Raw genomic sequence first — 18,847 nt, 5'->3', positions numbered from 1 at the left:
TCCCGGCACACCTTGTGGAACACGCTCTTTGCTTAGTTTACCTAAGGTGTGACGAGAGTTGTCAGGTGAGTCTCACGGTAGGTGCAAAAGGGGCGCCCGGCGCGTTTCGCGCCGGGCGCCCCTTTTGGGAACCGTCGGTCGGGGTCAGTCCTCGCTCGGCGCCGCCGGGAGCTTCGCCTGGATGAGGTCCATGACCGTCGAGTCCGTCAGCGTGGTCACATCGCCGAGCTGGCGGTTCTCGGCGACGTCCCGCAGCAACCGGCGCATGATCTTGCCGGAGCGGGTCTTCGGCAGCTCCGCCACCGGCAGGACCCGCTTGGGCTTGGCGATCGGGCCGAGCGTGGCGCCGACGTGGTTGCGCAGCTCGTTGACGAGGCCCTCGTCCTCGGCGTTCGCCGTGCCGCGCAGGATCACGAAGGCGACGATCGCCTGCCCGGTCGTCTCGTCCGCCGCGCCGACCACGGCCGCCTCGGCGACCGACGGGTGCGACACCAGCGCCGACTCCACCTCGGTCGTCGAGATGTTGTGCCCGGAGACCAGCATGACGTCGTCCACCCGGCCGAGCAGCCAGATGTCGCCGTCGTCGTCCTTCTTCGCCCCGTCACCGGCGAAGTACTTGCCCTCGAAACGCGACCAGTAGGTGTCCAGGAACCGCTGGTCGTCGCCCCAGATGGTGCGCAGCATCGACGGCCACGGCTCGGTCAGCACCAGGTAGCCGCCACCGCCGTTGGGCACCTCACGCGCCTCGTCGTCCACCACCGTGGCCGAGATGCCGGGCAGCGGGGTCTGTGCGGAACCGGGCTTGGTCGCGGTGACACCCGGCAGCGGCGAGATCATCATCGCGCCGGTCTCGGTCTGCCACCAGGTGTCCACGATGGGGGTCCGGTCGGCGCCGATGTGCTTGCGGTACCAGATCCAGGCCTCGGGGTTGATGGGCTCGCCCACCGAACCCAGCACCCGCAGGGAGGACAGGTCGAACTTGGCGGGGATGTCGTCGCCCCACTTCATGAACGTCCGGATCGCGGTGGGCGCCGTGTAAAGGATCGTCACCCCGTACTTCTGCACGATCTCCCAGAACCGGCCCTGGTGCGGGGTGTCCGGAGTGCCCTCGTACATCACCTGCGTCGCGCCGTTGGCCAGCGGCCCGTACACGATGTACGAGTGGCCGGTCACCCAGCCGACGTCGGCCGTGCACCAGTACACGTCCGTCTCCGGCTTGAGGTCGAACACCGCCCAGTGCGTGTACGACGCCTGGGTGAGGTAGCCGCCAGAGGTGTGCAGGATGCCCTTCGGCTTGCCCGTCGTACCGGACGTGTAGAGGATGAACAGCGGGTGCTCGGCGTCGAAGGCCTCGGGCGTGTGCTCGGCCGACTGCCGCTCGACGATCTCGTGCCACCACACGTCCCGGGTGTCGTCCCAGGCCACTTCCTGCCCGGTGCGCCGGACGACCAGCACATGCTCGACGTTGCCGGCCTTGCCGGCCGCCTCGTCCACGGCCGGCTTGAGCGCGGACGGCTTGCCGCGCCGGTAGCCGCCGTCGGAGGTGATGACCACCTTGGCGTCCGCGTCCTGGATACGGGTGGCGAGCGCGTCCGCCGAGAAGCCGCCGAAGACCACGGAGTGCGCGGCGCCGATCCGGGCGCAGGCGAGCATCGCGACCGCCGTCTCCGGGATCATCGGCATGTAGACCGCGACCCGGTCGCCCTTGCGGACTCCCAGCTCCAGCAGGGCGTTCGCTGCCTTGGAGACCTCGTCCTTCAGCTCGGCATAGGTGATCGCGCGGCTGTCGCCGGGCTCGCCCTCGAAGTGGATCGCGACCCGGTCGCCGTGGCCGGCTTCCACGTGCCGGTCCACGCAGTTGTACGCGACATTGAGCTCGCCGTCCTTGAACCACTTCGCGAACGGCGGGTTCGACCAGTCCAGCGTCTCGGTCGGCTCCTTGGCCCAGGTCAGCCGGCGGGCCTGCTCGGCCCAGAAGCCGAGCCTGTCAGCCTTGGCCTGTTCGTACGCCTCGGCCGTGACATTGGCGTTCTCGGCCAGGTCAGCGGGCGGCGCGAAGCGTCGCTCCTCCTTCAAGAGGTTGGCCAGGCTTTCGTTGCTCACGACATCTCCCTTTCCAAGGGTGTCCGTTGTGTCCCAGGCCACAGCTCATCAGACCCGGGGGCCCGGTGACAAGGGCCGTCGAAAAATTGGTTTAGACCTGTCGAGTGCGGTGGGACACGCAGGGCCCGCCGGTGCCGGCCTGGACGGCGCCGACAGGTCCCCGCCGCCTCCTCAGGCCGGGCTGCGCAGCTCCTCCGCGCCCGGTACCCCCTCGAACACCTCTCCCTCTTCCTCGCCTTCGGGCCGGCCCAGCAGATACGCCTGCGCCTCGCCCACATGGAAGTACATCCCGTGCAGCTCCAGCTCACCGGCCCCCAGCGCCCGCGCCACCGAGTCGTGCGCCCGCAGATGCTCCAGTTGCTGGACCACATTGGTCAGACAGAGCCGCTCCGCCGTGTCCGCCGCCGCTCGCCCGGCCAGCCGGACCCCCGGACGGCCGTCGTCGGCCAGCCGCGCCAGGCTCGGCAGCCCGTGCCGCAGCCAGCGGCCGAGCGGACTCGTGCCGCCCTCGGCCCCGGAACTCAGCAGCGCCTGCATCGCCCCGCACCCGGAGTGCCCGCACACGGTGATGGACCGCACCTTCAGTACGTCCACCGCGTACTCGATCGCGGCCGCCACCGAGTCGTCGCCGTTCTCCTCACCCGGAAGGGGGACCAGGTTACCGACGTTGCGGACCACGAACAGGTCACCCGGACCACTGGAGGTGATCATCGACGTGACGAGCCGGGAGTCGGCGCAGGTGAGGAAGAGCTGCGACGGCCGCTGCCCCTCGCGCGCCAGCCGGGCCAGCTCCTCCCGCACCAGGGGCGCGGTGTCGCGCTGGAACAGGCCGATCCCCTGCGCGAGTTCATGGCCGGTGCCGGCCGCTCCGCCGCCGCCCCAGCGGGCGAGGCCCGGCCTGACGAGCCCCGGCCCATGTCCGTGACCGGCACGGGGCTCGGGGCGAGGCCCGTGCTCCGGTCCGTGGTCGTACCCCGGTGAGCGCACCCCCACCCGGCAGCCGGTCAGCTCGGCGGAACCGCCCTGTGAGATGTGGGCCCGGCGCCAGTCCCGCAGTGACTCGTACGCCGCGTGGTCCATGAACGAACCGTCCAACTCCACCACGGCGGGAGCGCCTTGGGGTACGAGATGCAGGGCTCTGCTGAGCCGGGGGACCGCCAGGAACGTCAGCTGTCCTCTTACATGTACGCGATGGACTCCTCCCTGCTCTTCATGGGTGATGCGGGTGCGGGCGAGGCGGTGCAGGGCGACGGCGACGGCCACGGCGACCCCGAGGAGCACGCCCCCAAGGACACCGAGGATCACCACGCCGAGTGTGGTGACGACGTACACCGCGACCTCACGGTGGCGGGTCACCGTGCGGATGTGGTGCAGGGACACCATCTGGATGCCGACGGCCATCACCAGGGCGGCGAGCGAGGCGAGCGGGATGAGATCCAGGAACGGGACCATCAGCAGCGCGGCGACTACTACGAAAACGCCGTGCAGCATCGTGGAGTTCCGGCTGACGGCACCGGATTGCACATTCGCCGAACTGCGCACCGCGACCCCCGCGACCGGCAGTCCGCCGAGCGCCCCGGAGACGATGTTGGCCGCGCCCTGACCGAGCAGTTCGCGGTCCAGGTCGGACCGGCCGACCCGGGACTGGGGTCCGGGGCGGCCGGCCACCAGCTTGTCCACGGCGACCGCGCCGAGCAGCGACTGCACACCGCACACCAGCGTGGTGGTGAGCACGGCGGCCACGATGCCGAGGACCGGCCCCTCGGGCAGCCCTGCCAGGGCATGGCTGCTCCAGGACGGCAGGTCGACCCGGGGCAGGGTGAGCCCGGTGAGCGAGGCGGTCGCGGTGGCACCGGCGACGGCGACCAGGGCCGCCGGGACCGTGCGCAGCACACGGCCCGCTCTGCCGGGGATCCGGGGCCAGCCGAACAGCAGGGCCAGGGTCAGCGCGCTCATCGCCACGGCGGCCGGGTGCAGGTTCGCCAACTGCGCGGGCAGCGCGCGCACGTTGGCGAGGACCGAGCTCTGCGGGTTGCCGCCGAGCACGATGTGCAGCTGGGCGACGGCGATGGTGACACCGATGCCGGCGAGCATGCCGTGCACCACGGCCGGGCTGACGGCGAGCGCGGTGCGGGCCACCCGCAGGCAACCCAGGCCGAGTTGGGCCAGTCCGGCGAGGACGGTGATGCCGCAGGTGGCCTGCCAGCCGTAGCGGTGGATCAGATCGGCGGTGACCACGGTGAGCCCGGCGGCCGGGCCGCTGACCTGGAGCGGGCAGCCGCCGAGCCGCCCGGCGACCAGTCCGCCGACGGCCGCCGCGACCAGCCCGGCCTGGAGCGGGGCGCCGGTGGCGAGGGCGATGCCGAGGGAGAGCGGCAGGGCGATCAGGAAGACCGAGACGGACGCGGACAGATCGGCGCCCTCGATCCGGAAACGCCGGCGCGGGGGCGTGGGCGGGTTCGGTGGCCGGTCAGCGCCCTTGATGTGCTGGGGACTTGTGGCTCCGGCCCGGGCTCCGGCCTGGGCCAGGCCGAGACTCTCGGGGTGGGTGGGTACGCAGGCTGATGACATGTTTCCCGTCTCCTCCGGGGCAGCGCGGTCGCGGAACAGGGGGGACCCCTCGCCGCCGGGCTGGGGCGTGGTCGCGGCCGTGGGTCACGGCATGCGGTGGCGGGATGAATCAACACTCGGTAAACGAATCGTAATGCAGAGTAAAGGGCAGGCATGGATTTTCTGAGCAAATGGGGCATACCTTCACCTCCATGGGTGAACTGAGCAGTTCATCGGCTTGTCGTATTAATCCCTCTCTCGGTCCTATGCGACCTTGACGGCGCTGTCGGCATATATCCGGCACACCGCCATAAAACGCCGTGATCGGCGTTTGCCGAGAGAAGGAAGAAGGTGGGCGGAATTGGCCGCCACCCAGAGGATCGCCGTCGGCGCCGTGGCCGCCGCGGCCTGTGCCGCGTCGCTGGCGGGTTGCGCCACCGGCACCAAGACCGAAGAAGGGGCGTCCGGGCCGCAGAAGGGAGCACCGGCGCCGCAGAGCATGGTCCGTCTGATCGGCGACGGTTCCACCGCGTACACCGGGGCGCAGCCCCATCTGCCCCGGCCGGAGAAGCTCCAGCCGGGCGAGAAGCCCCCGCAGTTCGTGGTGTTCTCCTGGGACGGCGCGGGCGAGGACAGCCAGAAGCTGTTCTCGCACTTCCGCAAGGTCTCCAAGGAGAACAACGCGACCATGACGTACTTCCTCAGCGGCGTCTACATGCTGCCCGAGGAGAAACGTGACCTCTACCGGCCCCCGCAGCACTCGCCCGGCCGCTCCGAGATCGGCTTCAACGACGAGCAGGGCATCTCCGACACCGTCAAGCAGCTGCGGCTGGCCTGGCTGGAGGGCAACGAGATCGGCACCCACTTCAACGGGCACTTCTGCGGCCCCGACGGGGGTGTCGGCGAGTGGTCGGTGGCGGAGTGGAAGAGCGAGATCTCCCAGGCCAAGCAGTTCGTGAAGAGCTGGAAGACCAACACGGGCATGAAGAACGCCGCACCGCTGCCCTTCGACTACGACAAGGAGCTCATCGGCGCCCGCACCCCCTGCCTGGAGGGGCAGAAGAACTTCATGAAGGCGGCGAGCCAGTTGGGCTTCCGCTACGACACCAGCGGTGTCAACGACCAGGTCTGGCCCAAGAGGAAGGAAGGGCTGTGGGACCTGTCGATGCAGCTCGTCCCCTTCCCCGGTCACTCCTTCGAGCAGCTGACCATGGACTACAACTTCATGGTCAACCAGTCCGGCACCTCGACCCAGGGCGACCCCGACAAGTACGACTACTGGGGCGATCAGATGCGTGACGGGCTGATCCAGGGCTTCAACCGGGCCTACAACGGCAACCGCGCGCCGCTCGTCATCGGCAATCACTTCGAGTCCTGGAACGGCGGCACCTACATGCGGGCCATCGACGAGGTCGTCGAGAACGTCTGCAACAAGCCCGAGGTGCGCTGTGTCTCCTTCCACCAGCTGGCCGACTGGCTGGACGCCCAGGACCCGCAGGTCCTGGCGAGGCTGCGCACCCTGAACGTGGGCGAGGCCCCGCGGCAGGGCTGGGCGTCCTTCCTCTCCGGCCGCCCCGCCCCGGCACCGAAGGGGGTGCCCGGGGCGCCGGCGGTCAAGCAGTAGGCGGCGGGCGGAAGTCGGCGCCCCGCCGACGGAGTGCCCACCTCCGTCAGACGGGCGCCGCCACTCCCTCGCCGAGCACGAAGCCGGGGTCGATCTGTGCCGCCAGGTCGGCCCCGGTGCGCTCGTTGCCCCACGACTGGGCGTTCTTCAGGTGGAAGTGGACCATCTGCCGGGTGTAGCGCTCCCAGTCCCGCAGGTCGTACGTCGCGTCGGCGGCGACCTTGAGGGTGTGCAGGGCACGGGAGTTGGCGTCCTCCAGGAGTTCGAACCGGGGCGGGCGGCCCTTCTCCATGGCGCGCACCCAGTCCGAGTGCCCGACCGTGACCAGCAGGTCGTCCCCGACCTCCGCGCGGAGGAAGTCGATGTCGTCCTGCCCCTGCACCTTGTTGCCGACGACCTTCAGCACGACGCCGAAGTCCCGGGCGTACTCCTTGTACTGGCGATAGACGGAGACCCCCTTCCGGGTCGGCTCGGCGACGAGGAACGTGATGTCGAAGCGGGTGAACATGCCGGAGGCGAAGGAGTCCGAACCCGCCGTCATGTCGACCACGACGTACTCGTCGGGGCCGTCGACGAGGTGGTTCAGGAACAGCTCGACCGCTCCGGTCTTGGAGTGGTAGCAGGAGACCCCCAGGTCCGCGTCCGTGAAGGGCCCGGTGACCATCAAACGGACGGCGCCGCCGTCGAGTTCCACCGGGCGCGCACAGGCGTCGTACACCGGATTGGGTTCCCGTACCCGGACCAGCCGCGAGCCCTCGCCGGGCGGGGTGGTCTTGATCATCGTCGCGGCGGAGGCGATGCGCGGGTTGTTGCCGCGCAGGTAGTCCTTGATCACGGAGAGCCGCTCGCCCATCGCGGGCAGCGTCGCCGACTCCCGCTCGTCGAGGCCGAGCGCGGGGCCCAGGTGCTGGTTGATGTCGGCGTCGACGGCGACGACCGGCGCGCCGGCGGCCGCGAGATGGCGGATGAACAGGGAGGAGAGCGTGGTCTTGCCGCTGCCGCCCTTCCCGACGAAAGCAATTTTCATGTTCACGAAGAGTAGTCGCCTGATAGCTGTACGTGTCAGGTGAAGTGAAGAAGACCACTCCTTCGTGGAGCGGCGGGCCGGGGGTGCGTAGGGTCGTACTCATGAGTACGACACGTGCGACCGCCGATCCGCTCGCGGCCCTGGGCTCGCTGCCCGGTGTGGCCGAGTCCGTGGAGTCCGTGCGCAAGGCCGTGGACCGGGTCTACGGGCACCGGGTCATGCGGCGCCGCAGCAACGCCGTCACGTCCGAGGCCGCGCTGCGCGGCGCCCGGGGCAGTGCGGCGCTGTCCGGTGCCGACTGGGCGCTGGAGGAGGTCCGGCGGCGCTCCGACTTCGGTGTCGACGACGACGCGCGCGTGGTGGGCGCCGCCCTGCGGCTGACCGCCGAGGCAGGCCAATTGCTTTCCATCTGGCGACAGTCGCCGCTGCGCGTACTGGCCCGGCTGCATCTGGTGGCGGCCGCGACCGGGGACGACGAGGTGGGCCGGCCGCGCCGGGCCGGTGAAGGTGTCGACGAGCCGCTGATCGAGCTGCCGCTGCCGGCCGCCGACGAGGTGTCGGGGCGCCTCGACGGGCTCGCCGAGCTGATCATCGCGGGCAGTTCCGCGCCGGCGCTGGTGACAGCTGCCGTGGTGCACGGCGAGCTGCTCGCGCTGCGGCCCTTCACCTCGTACAACGGGCTGGTGGCGCGCGCGGCCGAGCGGATCGTGCTGATCGGCAGCGGCCTCGACCCCAAGTCGATCTGCCCCGCCGAGGTCGGCCACGCCGAACTGGGCCGTGCCTCGTATCTGGCGGCCCTGGACGGCTATGTATCGGGCACCCCGGACGGCATGGCGGCCTGGATCGCGCACTGCGGCCGCGCGATCGAGCTGGGCGTCCGGGAGTCGACCGCGGTCTGCGAGGCGTTGCAGCGCGGCGCGGCGTAGGCGTAAAGGCCACGGGCGGCCGGGAAGGCTGCCTGAACGGGTTGCGGCGGTACGAGTTCTCGTACCGCCGCTGGCATGTTCACCGGGTTACCAGGCGTCCTCGAAATGTCGCCCATCAGGTCGGGTGCTTTGCCCGTCACCTGGTGCGGCTGGCCCGTAATCGACGGGTCGACGTCGCGTGGGTGCTCAGTGTCCATGCGGGGTCCGTGGGGCCAAATGCGTTTAAAAAGGTGATCCTCTCGGATGTCCTTCGGTCTCGCGGGCCGCTAACCCCTTTGTACTGCAAGCCCGGAGCAAGCGGAACCCCTGCCCGCAGTTCTTTACTTTTAGCTTCAAAGACACGCTAAGGCGCAAAAAAGGGACATCGATCGGCTGAACGGGCGAAAGAGGGGATGGTGCGCCGGTTCAGGCAACTGAGTTCCGGCGCCTGCTCGCGTACCAGACCAGGCCCGCGGTGGCGGCTGCCGCTCCTATCGCGGCCGCGGCGACCAGGGCCGGGCGCGGGGGCGCGGAGATGCGCTGCTTGAGCCGGACCGGGCGGTGGAAGTCCAGGATCGGCCAGCCGCGCCCGAGTGCCTCGCGGCGCAGCGTCCGGTCCGGGTTGACCGCGTGCGGATGCCCGACGGCCTGGAGCATCGGCAGGTCGGTCGCCGAGTCGCTGTACGCGTAGCAGCGGTCGAGGTCGTACCCCTCGGAGGCGGCCAGCTCCCGGATCGCCTCGGCCTTCGTCGGACCGTAGGCGTAGTACTCCACCTCGCCGGTGTAGCAGCCGTCGTCGCCGACGACCATGCGGGTGGCCACCACCCGGTCGGCGCCGAGCAGTTCGCCGATCGGCTCGACCACCTCGGCGCCCGAGGTGGAGACGATGACGACGTCCCGGCCGGCCCGGTGATGGGCCTCGATGAGGGAGGCGGCCTCGTCGTAGATGATCGGGTCGATCAGGTCGTGCAGGGTCTCGGCGACGATCTCCTTGACCTGCTGGACATTCCAGCCACGGACCAGGCCGGACAGGTACGCGCGGGTGCGCTCCATCTGGTCGTGGTCCATACCGCCGACCAGGAACACGAACTGGGAGTACGCGTTGCGCAGCGCCGCCCTGCGGTTGATCAGACCGCCTTGGTAGAACGACTTGCTGAAGGTGAGCGTGCTCGACTTCGCAATGACCGTCTTGTCCAGGTCAAAGAAGGCTGCTGTGCGGGGCAAGGAGTGGTTTTCCACGCCCCCGAGCATAGGCGCCCACCATTCGGCGTAAGGTGGGGCGCGTGGGTTTGCCTGAGAGGGCTCTCGGGTACACCATGGAAGTCACGGATCGTTCGCGACCGTGCTAACCCGGTCCGGCTCCTCCCCCCCCGAGTCGGCCGTGGAGACGACCCCCACTCTCCCCCCCGGTGGGGGTCGTCGCATGTCCGGACGGGTTTTTCCTCTCTTCTCCGGGTCCTGAGACCCTGGTCGGGCGGCTGTGGCCGCCCCTCTCGCATGCCCGCGATCCGTCACGCTGTGTAGTCACAACGCTGCGCTGTGGAAGTCGCACAGAGCCCAGAACGGGCCTCACCGGTATGGGTGACAGCGATATTCACAACCATCGAGTTGTCCACAGTTTTGGACCAAGATCCACACGATTTCCGGGTTCGTCGCACCGTGATTCCAGCGCGCTCCGGCGGCGGCGAGTTCATGGCCGGTTCCGATTGTCGGGCGCCAATGGCCGGTTTCTATCGGCCGTGCATATGGAGGCCGCTTGCCGGTTCTTCACACGTATGGGAATCGCGTGGCCCCGGAGGCCGCGCGCAAGAACGCAGCCGAGGGGGAAGCTCACGTGGCCGGAACTGTCACCCACGAACCACCGTCCGCCGCCCCGGGACGGCCCGGACGCCCGATGATCGTCACCGAGGACGCCGAACTCCTCGACGACCTGTTGCGCCTGTGCGCGGCGGCCGGCGCCAAACCCGAGGTCCACCACGGGGTACCGGAACGCGGCGGCGGCTGGGAGTCCGCCCCGCTCGTCCTGGTCGGCGACGACGCCGCACGCCGGGTGCGCGGGGCCGCGCGCCGACGCGGGGTGGTGCTGGTCGGCCAGGACCAGGACGACCCGGACGTGTGGAAACGCGCCGTGGAGATCGGCGCGGACCACGTCCTGATGCTGCCCGACGGCGAGCAGTGGCTCGTGGACCGGATCGCCGACGTCGTCGAGGGTGTGGGCCGCCCGGCCCTCACCGTCGGGGTGATCGGCGGCCGGGGCGGGGCCGGTGCCTCCACGCTGGCCTGCGCGCTCGCCGTCACCTCCGCACGGGAGGGACTGCGCACCCTCCTCGTGGACGCGGATCCACTGGGCGGCGGAATCGACGTACTCCTCGGCGCCGAGACCGCCGAAGGCCTGCGCTGGCCCGCGTTCGCCGCCTCCCGCGGCCGGCTCGGCAGCGGGGCCCTGGAGGAGTCGCTGCCGGAGCTGCACTCGCTGCGGATCCTCAGCTGGGACCGCGGCGCCAGCGTGGCGATCCCGCCGCCCGCCGTCCGCGCGGTGCTCGCCGCCGTCCGCAGGCGGGGCGGCACGGTCGTCGTCGACCTGCCGCGCCGCCTGGACGACGAGGTCGCCGAGGTCCTCACCCAGCTCGACCTCGCCGTCCTGGTGGTCCCCGCCGAACTCCGTGCGATCGCGGCGGCGGCCCGGGTGGCGGCCACCGTCGGCATGGTCGTGCGCGACCTCCGGGTGGCGGTACGGGGCCCGTACGCGCCGGGACTCGACGACCGCGAGGTGGCCCGGCTGCTCGGCCTGCCGCTGGCCGGCGAGGTGCCTGTCGAACCGGGCCTGTCCCGCCCGAACCGGAAACCGCCCGGAGCCGCCGCCCGCGGGCCACTGGCGCGCTTCTGCAAGGGCTTCTGGGAGCGCACGCTCGTCGAGGCGGGTGGCGTATGAGGCCCGGCACCGCGGGCGTGGACGGCCCGGCCCTGCTCGACGGGGTCCGGCGCTGGCTCGCCGAGAGCGGCGCCGAACCGACCCCCGCGCGCGTGGCGCAGGCGCTGCGCGCACAGGGTCGGGTGCTCGGCGACGCCGAGGTTCTCGGCGCGGCCGAGCGACTGCGCTCCGAACTGGTCGGCAGCGGCCCCCTGGAACCCCTGCTCGCCGACCCCACGGTCACCGACGTCCTGGTGTCCGCCCCGGACCGGGTCTGGGTGGACCGCGGCGGCGGCCTGGAACTGACCCCCGTCGCCTTCCCGGACGCGGCGGCCGTACGACGACTCGCACAGCGGCTGGCCGCGGTGGCCGGCCGGCGCCTGGACGACGCCCGGCCCTGGGCGGACGCCCGGCTGCCCGACGGCACCCGTCTGCACGCGGTGCTGCCTCCAGTGGCGGTCGGCTGCACCTGTCTGTCCCTCAGGGTGGTGCGGCCGCGGGCGTTCACGCTCGACGAACTGGTGGCGGCCGGGACCGTGCCACCGGGCGGCGACCGGATCCTGCGCGCGCTGCTGGCGGCCCGGCTCTCTTTTCTGGTCAGCGGTGGCACCGGCACCGGCAAGACGACCCTGCTGAGCGCGTTGCTCGGTCTGGTGGGCCCGGGGGAGCGGATCGTGCTCGCCGAGGACTCGGCGGAGCTCAGGCCCGAACACCCGCACGTCGTGCGGCTGGAGACCAGACCCGCCAACCAGGAGGGCGCCGGCCTGGTGACCCTGGAGGACCTGGTCCGGCAGGCGCTGCGGATGCGCCCCGACCGGCTGGTCGTCGGCGAGGTGCGCGGCCCCGAGGTCGTGCACCTGCTGGCCGCGCTCAACACCGGCCACGAGGGCGGCTGCGGCACGGTGCACGCAAACGCGGCCGCGGACGTCCCCGCCCGCCTGGAGGCACTCGGTACGGCCGCGGGGCTCGACCGGGCCGCCCTGCACAGCCAGTTGGCGGCCGCGCTGTCGGTGGTGCTGCACCTCGTGCGGGACCGCACGGGCCGACGGCGGATCGCCGAGGTGCATGTGCTGGAACGGGATCCCACGGGTCTGGTGCGGACGGTACCGGCACTGCGCTGGAGTGCGGAGGCCTTCGCGCGCGAGCCGGGGTGGGAGCGGCTGCGGGGGTTGCTGCGAAGTGACGCAAGTGATCTGTGAGTTGAAAGGGGTTCGTGCGATGGGTGAGACGACGGTGGGTGCGGCGGTGGTGTGCGGCGGAGTCATGGCCTGGCTCCTGGCCGAGCGGCAGCGCGAGGTACGGCGGGCGCGGCTGTTGCTCGCCGGGGGCGGTGCGGTGGCGGCCGGACCGCCCTTGTGGGAGCAGACGGCCGGGGAGTTGCGGCGGCTGCGCGGCCGTTGGCGGGGCGAGTGGTGGGCCCTGACCGTCGGCATCGCGCTGGCCCTCGTCGCCGCCTCGGTGCTTCCGCTCCTCGCCGGGGCGGCCGGGGTGCCGGTGCTGCGCCGGCTGCGGCTGGCCCGCCAGGCGGGGCGGGTCCGGCAGGCACGCGCCGACGCGGTGATCGTGCTCTGCGGGGCGCTCGCCGGTGAGGTGCGCGCGGGACGGCAGCCGGGCGAGGCGCTGCTGCGGGCCGCGCGGGACTCCGGCGGGCTCGCCGAGGCCCAGGCGGCCGTGGTGGCGGCGGCCCGCTTCGGCGGGGACGTGCCGGGCGCGCTCGCGACGGCCGCGCGCCAGTCGGGCGCCGGCGGCCTGCTGGGGCTCGCGGCGTGCTGGCGGGTGGCCGTCGACCAGGGTGCGGGGCTCGCCGCCGGCCTCGACCGCCTGGAGGCGGCCCTGCGCGCCGAACGGGACCAGCGTGCCGACCTGCGCGCCCAGTTGTCCGGGGCCCGGGCCACCGTGGTGCTGCTCGCCGCGCTGCCCGCCCTCGGTCTTCTGCTCGGCTCGGCCATGGGCGCCGATCCGCTGCGCGTACTGCTGCACACCGGGGCCGGGCTGGGCTGCCTGGTCGTCGGAGCGGTGTTCGAGGGCACGGGGATGTGGTGGGCGGCCCGGATCGTGCGGGGAGCTGAGGCGGCATGAGCGCGGAGGTTGTCCACAGGCTGGGGGCGACGGTCGCGGTGCTGCTGGTCCTGGGCTGGTCGGCGTGGCGGCTGGAGCGGGCCCGGCGCAGGCGCTGGGCCAGGCGCAGGGTGGCCGAACTGCTGGCCCTGGAGATGCCTGAGCGGCGTTGCGACGTCGCGGGTGCCGTCCGCGGATGGCTGCCGGTGGTCGGTGTGGTGTGCGGCGGCTGGGTGCTGGTCGGTGGGGTCGTCGGGGCGCTGCTGGGCCTGGGCGTGGCCGTGGGGCTGTGGCGGTGGCGGCGCCGGCAGGGAGACGCGGGACGGGCGGCGCAGGCCGAGGCGTCCCGGGCCGCGCGCCAACTCCCGCTCGCCTCCGACCTGCTGGCCGCTTGCATCGCCGCCGGGGCGGGCCCGGTCCTCGCCGCGCAGGCCGTCGGCGAGGCGCTCGGCGGGCCCGTCGGGGAAGGGCTCGCGCGGGGTGCGGCTGAGGTTCGACTGGGCGGTGAACCGGTGGACGCCTGGCGGCGGTTGGCGGCACTGCCGGGGGCCGCCGCCCTCGCCCGGCTGCTGGAGCGCGCGACCGAGTCCGGGCTGCCGGCGGCCGTTCCGGTCGCCCGGCTCGCCGCTGACGCCCGCGCGGAGTGGGCGAGAAGCGCGACCGCACGGGCCCGGCGGGCGGCCGTGCTGATCTCCGCGCCGGTCGGGCTGTGTTTCCTGCCCGCGTTCATCGCGGTCGGGGTGCTGCCCGTGGTGATCGGGCTCGCGGGCGGGGTGATGCGAGGGGGTGGTGGATGAAAGGGGCGACAACGGGCCGCCAACAGGAACAGATCACTGAATTCGGAATTCAAGGGAGTGGAGTCGAGATGTACCGGAAGATGCGGAAGTTGCTGCGCGGGGACGCCGGAATGGTTACGTCCGAGTACGCGATGGGGATCATCGCCGCCGTCGCGTTCGCGGCCGTGCTCTACGCGGTCGTGACGAGCGGACAGGTCAGTGCGGAGCTTCAGAACATCGTGAAACGAGCCCTCAGTGCGCGGATGTGAGCGCGGGCGCGGGTCGGACCGCGGGTTCGTGACGGCGGAGACGGCCGTGGTGCTGCCGGTGCTGGTGGCGTTCACGATGGCGCTGGTGTGGGGGCTGCTCGTGGTGGCCGCCCAGATCCGGTGCGTGGACGCCGCCCGCACCGGGGCGCGGGCCGCCGCGCGGCAGGACGCCGAGGGCGCGGTGGTCGCCGTGACGAAGGAGGCGGCGCCGGACGGCGCGACGGTGACCGTCGGCCGGGAGGGCGACCAGGTCCGGGTGACGGTGGTGGCGAGGCCACCGGTGCTGGGAGCGCTGCCGTTCGAAGTACGCGAGTCGGCGGTGGCGTTGGCGGAGGAGCGGGGGCCGTGACGGGGCGTGCGGCGGTCGGGTGGCTGCGGGCCGGTGGGGGCTGCTCGCGCCCACGCGGCGGAGCCGCACACGTCACAGCCCCACGCTCCTACCGGGCACGCTGCGGCGGGGCGCGTGATCAAGGCTCCGCCACTGTGTGGAGCGTCGGGGCGATCGCTGTGCTGTGCGTGGTCTTCGGGGTCGTCATCGGACTGGGGCAGGCTGTCGTCGGCCGCCATCGGGCGGCCGGTGGTGCCGACATGGCCGCGCTCGCGGCCGCGGACCACTGGGCCGAAGGGACCGCGGGGGCCTGCGCCCGGGCCGACCGGGTGGCACGGGCACAGGGTGCGCGGCTGACGCGGTGCGTGGTCGTCGGGGATGTCTCGGACGTGTCGGTGGCCTCGGGGGACGGGCTGTTCGCGGCGGAGGTCAGGGCCAGAGCGGGCCCGGTGGATTGGGCGCCGCCGTAACGCGCCCCACAGGGGCGCGGCGCTGTGACAGGTGCGGCTCCGCCGCGTGGGGGGGGCGACCGGCCCCCACCGGCCCGCAGTGGGCCGGCGCCCGATGTCGGCCCTACTCGGGCGCCCCCTTCAGCAGCACCGTGAGGAGTCGCACCGCCCCCCGCTTGTGCAACGGATCGTTCCCGTTCCCGCACTTGGGTGACTGGATGCAGGACGGGCACCCGGCCTCGCACTCGCACGCGGCGATCGCCTCGCGGGTGGCGGTGAGCCACGCGCGGGCCGTGTGGAAGGCGCGCTCCGCGAAGCCCGCGCCGCCCGGGTGGCCGTCGTAGACGAAGACCGTCGGCAGCAGCGTGTCGGGGTGCAGGGGGATGGACACGCCGCCGATGTCCCAGCGGTCGCAGGTCGCGAAGAGCGGGAGCAGGCCGATGGAGGCGTGTTCGGCGGCGTGCAGGGCACCGCCGAGGATCTCCGGGGTGATCCGGGCCTCGTCGAGCTGGTCCTCGGTGACGGTCCACCACACCGCGCGGGTGCGCAGCGTCCGGGGCGGGAGGTCGAGTTTCGTCTCGCCCAGCACCTCGCCGGTGATGAGCCGGCGGCGGAGGAAGGAGACCACCTGGTTGGTGACCTCGACGGACCCGTAGCAGAGGCGGCCGTCGCCCCAGGGAACCTCGATGTCGGTCTCCAGGACGGAGATGGCCGTGGTGTCGCGGGCGACCGTGGAGTACGGCGGCTCGGCCTGTTCGACCAGCGCGACCGAGTCCTCCAGGTCCAGGGAGCGCACCAGGTAGGTGCGGCCCTGGTGCAGGTGGACCGCGCCCTCGTGGACCGTGGAGTGCGCGGCGCTGGCGTCCACCGTGCCGAGCAGCCGCCCCGTGCCCGCCTCGACGACCTGCACCGGGCGGCCGCCCTCGCCGCGGATGTCGGTCAGCTCGGCGGCCCGCTCGCGCCGGGTCCAGTGCCAGGCCTTGGTACGGCGGCGCAGCAGCTTCGCGGCCTCCAGCTGCGGCAGCAGCTCCGCGCAGGCGGGGCCGAACAGGTCGAGGTCGTCGTCGGTGAGCGGGATCTCGGCCGCGGCGGCACACAGATGCGGGGCGAGGACGTACGGGTTGTCGGGGTCGAGGACCGTCGATTCCACCGGTTGGTCGAACAGGGCCTCGGGATGATGGACGAGGAACGTGTCCAGCGGGTCGTCGCGGGCCACCAGGACCGCGAGGGCGCCCTGCCCGGAGCGGCCGGCACGACCCGCCTGCTGCCACACAGAGGCCCTCGTACCCGGGTACCCGGCGATCAGTACGGCGTCCAGCCCGGAGACGTCCACGCCCAGCTCCAGGGCCGTCGTGGCGGCAAGTCCGAGGAGCTCCCCGGAGTGCAGCGCGCGTTCCAGGGCGCGCCGCTCCTCGGGGAGGTAGCCGCCGCGATAGGCCGCGACACGCCGGGCGAGGGAACGGTCGACCTCGGCCAGCCGGTCCTGCGCGATGAGGGCGATCAGCTCGGCGCCACGCCGGGAGCGCACGAAGGCCACCGACCGCACGCCCTGCACGGCGAGGTCGGTCAGCAGATCGGCGGTCTCCGCGGTGGCGGTACGGCGGACCGGGGCGCCCTTCTCGCCGTGCAGCTCGGTCAGCGGCGGCTCCCAGAGGGCGAAGACCAGCTCGCCGCGCGGGGAGGCGTCCTCGGCGATCTCCACGACCGGCAGGCCGGTGAGACGGCGGGCGGCGACGGCCGGCTCGGCGGCGGTCGCGGAGGCCAGCAGGAAGACCGGGGAGGCGCCGTAGCGGGCGCACAGGCGGCGTAGGCGGCGCAGCACCTGGGCGACGTGCGAGCCGAAGACGCCCCGGTAGGTGTGGCACTCGTCGATGACGACGTACTTCAGCGACTTCAGGAAGGAGGACCAGCGGGCGTGCCCGGGAAGTATCCCGCGGTGCAGCATGTCCGGGTTGGTGAGCACGTAGTTGGCGTACTGGCGGACCCACTCCCGCTCCTCGTACGGGGTGTCGCCGTCGTACACCGCGGGCCGTACGGCGGTGCCCAGCGGTTGTGAAAGTTCCTTCACCGATCGGCACTGGTCTGCCGCCAGTGCCTTGGTGGGCGCCAGGTAGAGGGCGGTGGCACCACGGCCGTTGGGTGCCTCGGAGCCGTCCAGGAGGGTGGAGAGGACCGGCACGAGATAGGCCAGCGACTTGCCGGAGGCGGTGCCGGTGGCGACCACCACCGAGGCGCCGTCCAGGGCGTGCTCGGCGGCCAGCGCCTGGTGCTCCCAGGGATGGTCGATGCCGCACGCCTGTACCGCCGCGACCACCTCCGAACGAATCCGGTCAGGCCAGACGGCATGCCGACCCGCCCGCGGGGGCAAGTGCTCCGTATGAGTGATGCGCGAAGCCCGGCTCGGCCCGGAGGCGAGCCGGTCCAGGACCGTGCCCGGAGAGAACCCGGACGCGGCCGGAGCCGAGGGTCGATCGGATCGGTGATTTATGGCCATCGGGACCGAGTGTGTCACTGGCGTGACGGACAATGGGGCCAAGGCGTCGTGCACGCCTGCCGGTAAGTGATTGAATGCCATCGCGGCTGGCGTACCGTCCCGGGGGCCGCAGGCCGAGGTGTCCCAAGGGGCGACCCGCTCGATAGCAAGGTGCTGGAGGATCCGTGGACCTGTCCCTGTCGACCCGTACCGTCGGCGATCGCACGGTCGTTGAGGTCGGTGGCGAAATCGACGTATATACCGCGCCCAAGCTGCGCGAGCAGTTGGTCGAGCTGGTGAACGACGGGAATTTCCACCTCGTCGTTGACATGGAGGGCGTGGACTTCCTCGACTCCACCGGGCTCGGCGTGCTGGTCGGCGGCCTGAAGCGGGTGCGAGCCCATGAGGGCTCACTGCGCCTGGTCTGCAACCAGGAGCGCATTCTGAAGATCTTCCGAATCACCGGTCTCACCAAGGTGTTCCCGATCCACACCTCGGTCGAGGAAGCGGTGGCGGCCACCGACTGACCCGGTCCGGCCGACGTCTCCCGGGCCGCCGATCGGTCCGCGCCGTCCGGTCGGCCTCCGACACGGGCTCGTACAGAGCCGTACGCAGGCCCGTGTCGCCCCTGCCCGCTCGGGCCCGCGTGCCTGTGCCGGCAGCCGTTCACGGGTCGCAGGCCCGCGGCGGACGCAATTCATCGGGGGGCCGGGTTTTTCGGCGATCCGGCCCCCTACCGCACGCCTGTAGTTCCGAGGGGGACGTATGGCCACCGTTGAACTCCGCTTCAGCGCGCTGCCCGAGCACGTCCGCACCGCCCGACTGGTGGCGGCGGCGGTGGCACGCAGGGCCGGAGTGGACGAGGCCGTCCTGGACGAGGTCCGGCTGGCCGTCGGCGAGGCCTGTTCCCGCGCTGTCGGTCTGCACCAGAGCGCCGGCATCACCGATCCGGTGCGGGTGGCGCTGATCGAGGAGGAGAAGCAGTTCTCCATCGAGGTCGGCGACGATGCGCCCCGTTCCGTCCCCGTCGACCGGGCGACCGGTGCGGCGCCCGACGCGGACGTGGAGGCCGAGGAGGACGAGATGGGCCTCGCGGTCATCAGCGGCCTCGTCGACGACGTCGAGGTCACCGCCGGGGAACACGGCGGCCTGATCCGCATGACCTGGCCGACCACCCCGCCCGGAGTCGCGCTCACCTGAGTCACCCGATCATGAGAAGGGCCCTGCTCAGCAGGGCCCTTCTTGTTATTTTCCTTCGGATGTCATCCGGTCGCCGAATTCGTGAAAGAATTCACGATCAATGTCCCGGCGGATCGCCCGATAATTTGATCAAGCGCCGAATAGGCCAGTGGTGATCGTCAATGCTTTTAGGGC

The 18,847-nt window shown here is 71.9% G+C and carries 15 protein-coding genes and 1 pseudogene; 11 read left to right on the top strand and 5 right to left on the bottom strand.

Annotated elements, in window-relative coordinates:
• Positions 1 to 144 precede the first annotated feature (144 nt).
• Both acs and ABZ642_RS36280 read right to left on the bottom strand, forming a co-directional pair.
• Positions 145 to 2,103 carry an acetate--CoA ligase gene (gene acs / locus ABZ642_RS36285; protein WP_360492380.1) on the bottom strand — a complete coding sequence of 653 codons (1,959 nt, stop codon included), beginning with the start codon at positions 2,101 to 2,103 and terminating at the stop codon, positions 145 to 147.
• 171 nt (positions 2,104 to 2,274) lie between these two features.
• Positions 2,275 to 4,674, bottom strand: a complete 2,400-nt coding sequence (locus ABZ642_RS36280) for a SulP family inorganic anion transporter (protein WP_360492377.1) — start codon at positions 4,672 to 4,674, stop codon at positions 2,275 to 2,277.
• Positions 4,675 to 5,014: 340 nt separating this feature from the next.
• Between ABZ642_RS36280 and ABZ642_RS36275 the strand changes: the two genes are divergently transcribed.
• Complete coding sequence (locus ABZ642_RS36275; protein WP_360492374.1) at positions 5,015 to 6,277, top strand: hypothetical protein; 1,263 nt, start codon at positions 5,015 to 5,017, stop codon at positions 6,275 to 6,277.
• A 46-nt stretch (positions 6,278 to 6,323) separates the two neighbouring features.
• Here the strand turns inward: ABZ642_RS36275 and ABZ642_RS36270 are convergent, their stop codons facing one another.
• Positions 6,324 to 7,310: an ATP-binding protein gene (locus tag ABZ642_RS36270; protein WP_360492371.1), complete on the bottom strand. Its 987-nt coding sequence runs from the start codon at positions 7,308 to 7,310 to the stop codon at positions 6,324 to 6,326.
• A 95-nt stretch (positions 7,311 to 7,405) separates the two neighbouring features.
• Between ABZ642_RS36270 and ABZ642_RS36265 the strand changes: the two genes are divergently transcribed.
• Positions 7,406 to 8,230, top strand: a complete 825-nt coding sequence (locus ABZ642_RS36265) for an oxidoreductase (protein WP_360492368.1) — start codon at positions 7,406 to 7,408, stop codon at positions 8,228 to 8,230.
• A gap of 405 nt (positions 8,231 to 8,635) precedes the next feature.
• Here ABZ642_RS36265 and ABZ642_RS36260 read toward each other — a convergent pair whose 3' ends face one another.
• On the bottom strand, positions 8,636 to 9,460 hold the full coding sequence (locus ABZ642_RS36260) for an HAD family hydrolase (protein WP_360492365.1): 825 nt from the start codon (positions 9,458 to 9,460) through the stop codon (positions 8,636 to 8,638).
• Between the two features lie 583 nt (positions 9,461 to 10,043).
• On the opposite strand from ABZ642_RS36260, the gene ssd reads away from it, so the two are divergent.
• From ssd to ABZ642_RS36225, 7 genes and pseudogenes are all read left to right on the top strand, one after another.
• Positions 10,044 to 11,141 (top strand): septum site-determining protein Ssd, encoded by a 1,098-nt coding sequence (gene ssd / locus ABZ642_RS36255; RefSeq protein ID WP_360492362.1) that lies wholly within the window; start codon positions 10,044 to 10,046, stop codon positions 11,139 to 11,141.
• Complete coding sequence (locus ABZ642_RS36250) at positions 11,138 to 12,319, top strand: TadA family conjugal transfer-associated ATPase (protein WP_360492359.1); 1,182 nt, start codon at positions 11,138 to 11,140, stop codon at positions 12,317 to 12,319. The genes ssd and ABZ642_RS36250 overlap by 4 nt, the downstream gene beginning before the upstream one ends.
• Positions 12,320 to 12,338: 19 nt before the next feature.
• Complete coding sequence (locus tag ABZ642_RS36245; protein WP_360492356.1) at positions 12,339 to 13,199, top strand: type II secretion system F family protein; 861 nt, start codon at positions 12,339 to 12,341, stop codon at positions 13,197 to 13,199.
• Positions 13,196 to 13,975, top strand: a complete 780-nt coding sequence (locus tag ABZ642_RS36240) for a type II secretion system F family protein (protein ID WP_360492352.1) — start codon at positions 13,196 to 13,198, stop codon at positions 13,973 to 13,975. The genes ABZ642_RS36245 and ABZ642_RS36240 overlap by 4 nt, the downstream gene beginning before the upstream one ends.
• 68 nt (positions 13,976 to 14,043) lie before the next feature.
• On the top strand, positions 14,044 to 14,223 hold the full coding sequence (locus tag ABZ642_RS36235) for a DUF4244 domain-containing protein (protein ID WP_351713391.1): 180 nt from the start codon (positions 14,044 to 14,046) through the stop codon (positions 14,221 to 14,223).
• A gap of 28 nt (positions 14,224 to 14,251) precedes the next feature.
• A complete protein-coding gene (locus ABZ642_RS36230) occupies positions 14,252 to 14,572 on the top strand; it encodes a TadE family type IV pilus minor pilin (protein WP_360492348.1) in 321 nt (106 codons plus the stop codon).
• A 116-nt stretch (positions 14,573 to 14,688) separates the two neighbouring features.
• Positions 14,689 to 15,021, top strand: a pseudogene (locus ABZ642_RS36225) (Rv3654c family TadE-like protein); the annotation flags it as partial.
• Between the two features lie 103 nt (positions 15,022 to 15,124).
• Here ABZ642_RS36225 and ABZ642_RS36220 read toward each other — a convergent pair.
• Positions 15,125 to 17,575, bottom strand: coding sequence for a DEAD/DEAH box helicase (locus ABZ642_RS36220; RefSeq protein WP_360492345.1), 2,451 nt, complete (start codon positions 17,573 to 17,575; stop codon positions 15,125 to 15,127).
• 83 nt (positions 17,576 to 17,658) lie between these two features.
• On the opposite strand from ABZ642_RS36220, the gene bldG reads away from it, so the two are divergent.
• The gene (gene bldG / locus ABZ642_RS36215) at positions 17,659 to 18,000 is read left to right on the top strand and encodes an anti-sigma factor antagonist BldG (protein ID WP_010986038.1); all 342 of its coding nucleotides are present in this window, start codon (positions 17,659 to 17,661) and stop codon (positions 17,998 to 18,000) included.
• A gap of 238 nt (positions 18,001 to 18,238) precedes the next feature.
• Positions 18,239 to 18,673 (top strand): ATP-binding protein, encoded by a 435-nt coding sequence (locus ABZ642_RS36210; protein WP_360492342.1) that lies wholly within the window; start codon positions 18,239 to 18,241, stop codon positions 18,671 to 18,673.
• Positions 18,674 to 18,847 lie beyond the last annotated feature (174 nt).

The sequence above is a fragment of the Streptomyces sp. NPDC007157 genome (assembly GCF_040634235.1).
Lineage (GTDB): Bacteria > Actinomycetota > Actinomycetes > Streptomycetales > Streptomycetaceae > Streptomyces.
Note: the sequence above shows the minus strand (reverse complement) of the source record. Positions and strands in the feature narration are given on the sequence as shown.

Excerpts from the sequence above, each read along its gene's own strand:
- ABZ642_RS36265 (WP_360492368.1), top strand. The coding sequence starts at position 7,406 with ATGAGTACGACACGTGCGACCGCCGATCCGCTCGCGGCCCTGGGCTCG.
- ABZ642_RS36235 (WP_351713391.1), top strand. The coding sequence starts at position 14,044 with ATGTACCGGAAGATGCGGAAGTTGCTGCGCGGGGACGCCGGAATGGTT.
- ABZ642_RS36210 (WP_360492342.1), top strand. The coding sequence starts at position 18,239 with ATGGCCACCGTTGAACTCCGCTTCAGCGCGCTGCCCGAGCACGTCCGC.
- ABZ642_RS36220 (WP_360492345.1), bottom strand. The coding sequence starts at position 17,575 with ATGGCATTCAATCACTTACCGGCAGGCGTGCACGACGCCTTGGCCCCA.
- ABZ642_RS36240 (WP_360492352.1), top strand. The coding sequence starts at position 13,196 with ATGAGCGCGGAGGTTGTCCACAGGCTGGGGGCGACGGTCGCGGTGCTG.
- ABZ642_RS36245 (WP_360492356.1), top strand. The coding sequence starts at position 12,339 with ATGGGTGAGACGACGGTGGGTGCGGCGGTGGTGTGCGGCGGAGTCATG.
- ABZ642_RS36250 (WP_360492359.1), top strand. The coding sequence starts at position 11,138 with ATGAGGCCCGGCACCGCGGGCGTGGACGGCCCGGCCCTGCTCGACGGG.
- ABZ642_RS36280 (WP_360492377.1), bottom strand. The coding sequence starts at position 4,674 with ATGTCATCAGCCTGCGTACCCACCCACCCCGAGAGTCTCGGCCTGGCC.
- ABZ642_RS36260 (WP_360492365.1), bottom strand. The coding sequence starts at position 9,460 with ATGCTCGGGGGCGTGGAAAACCACTCCTTGCCCCGCACAGCAGCCTTC.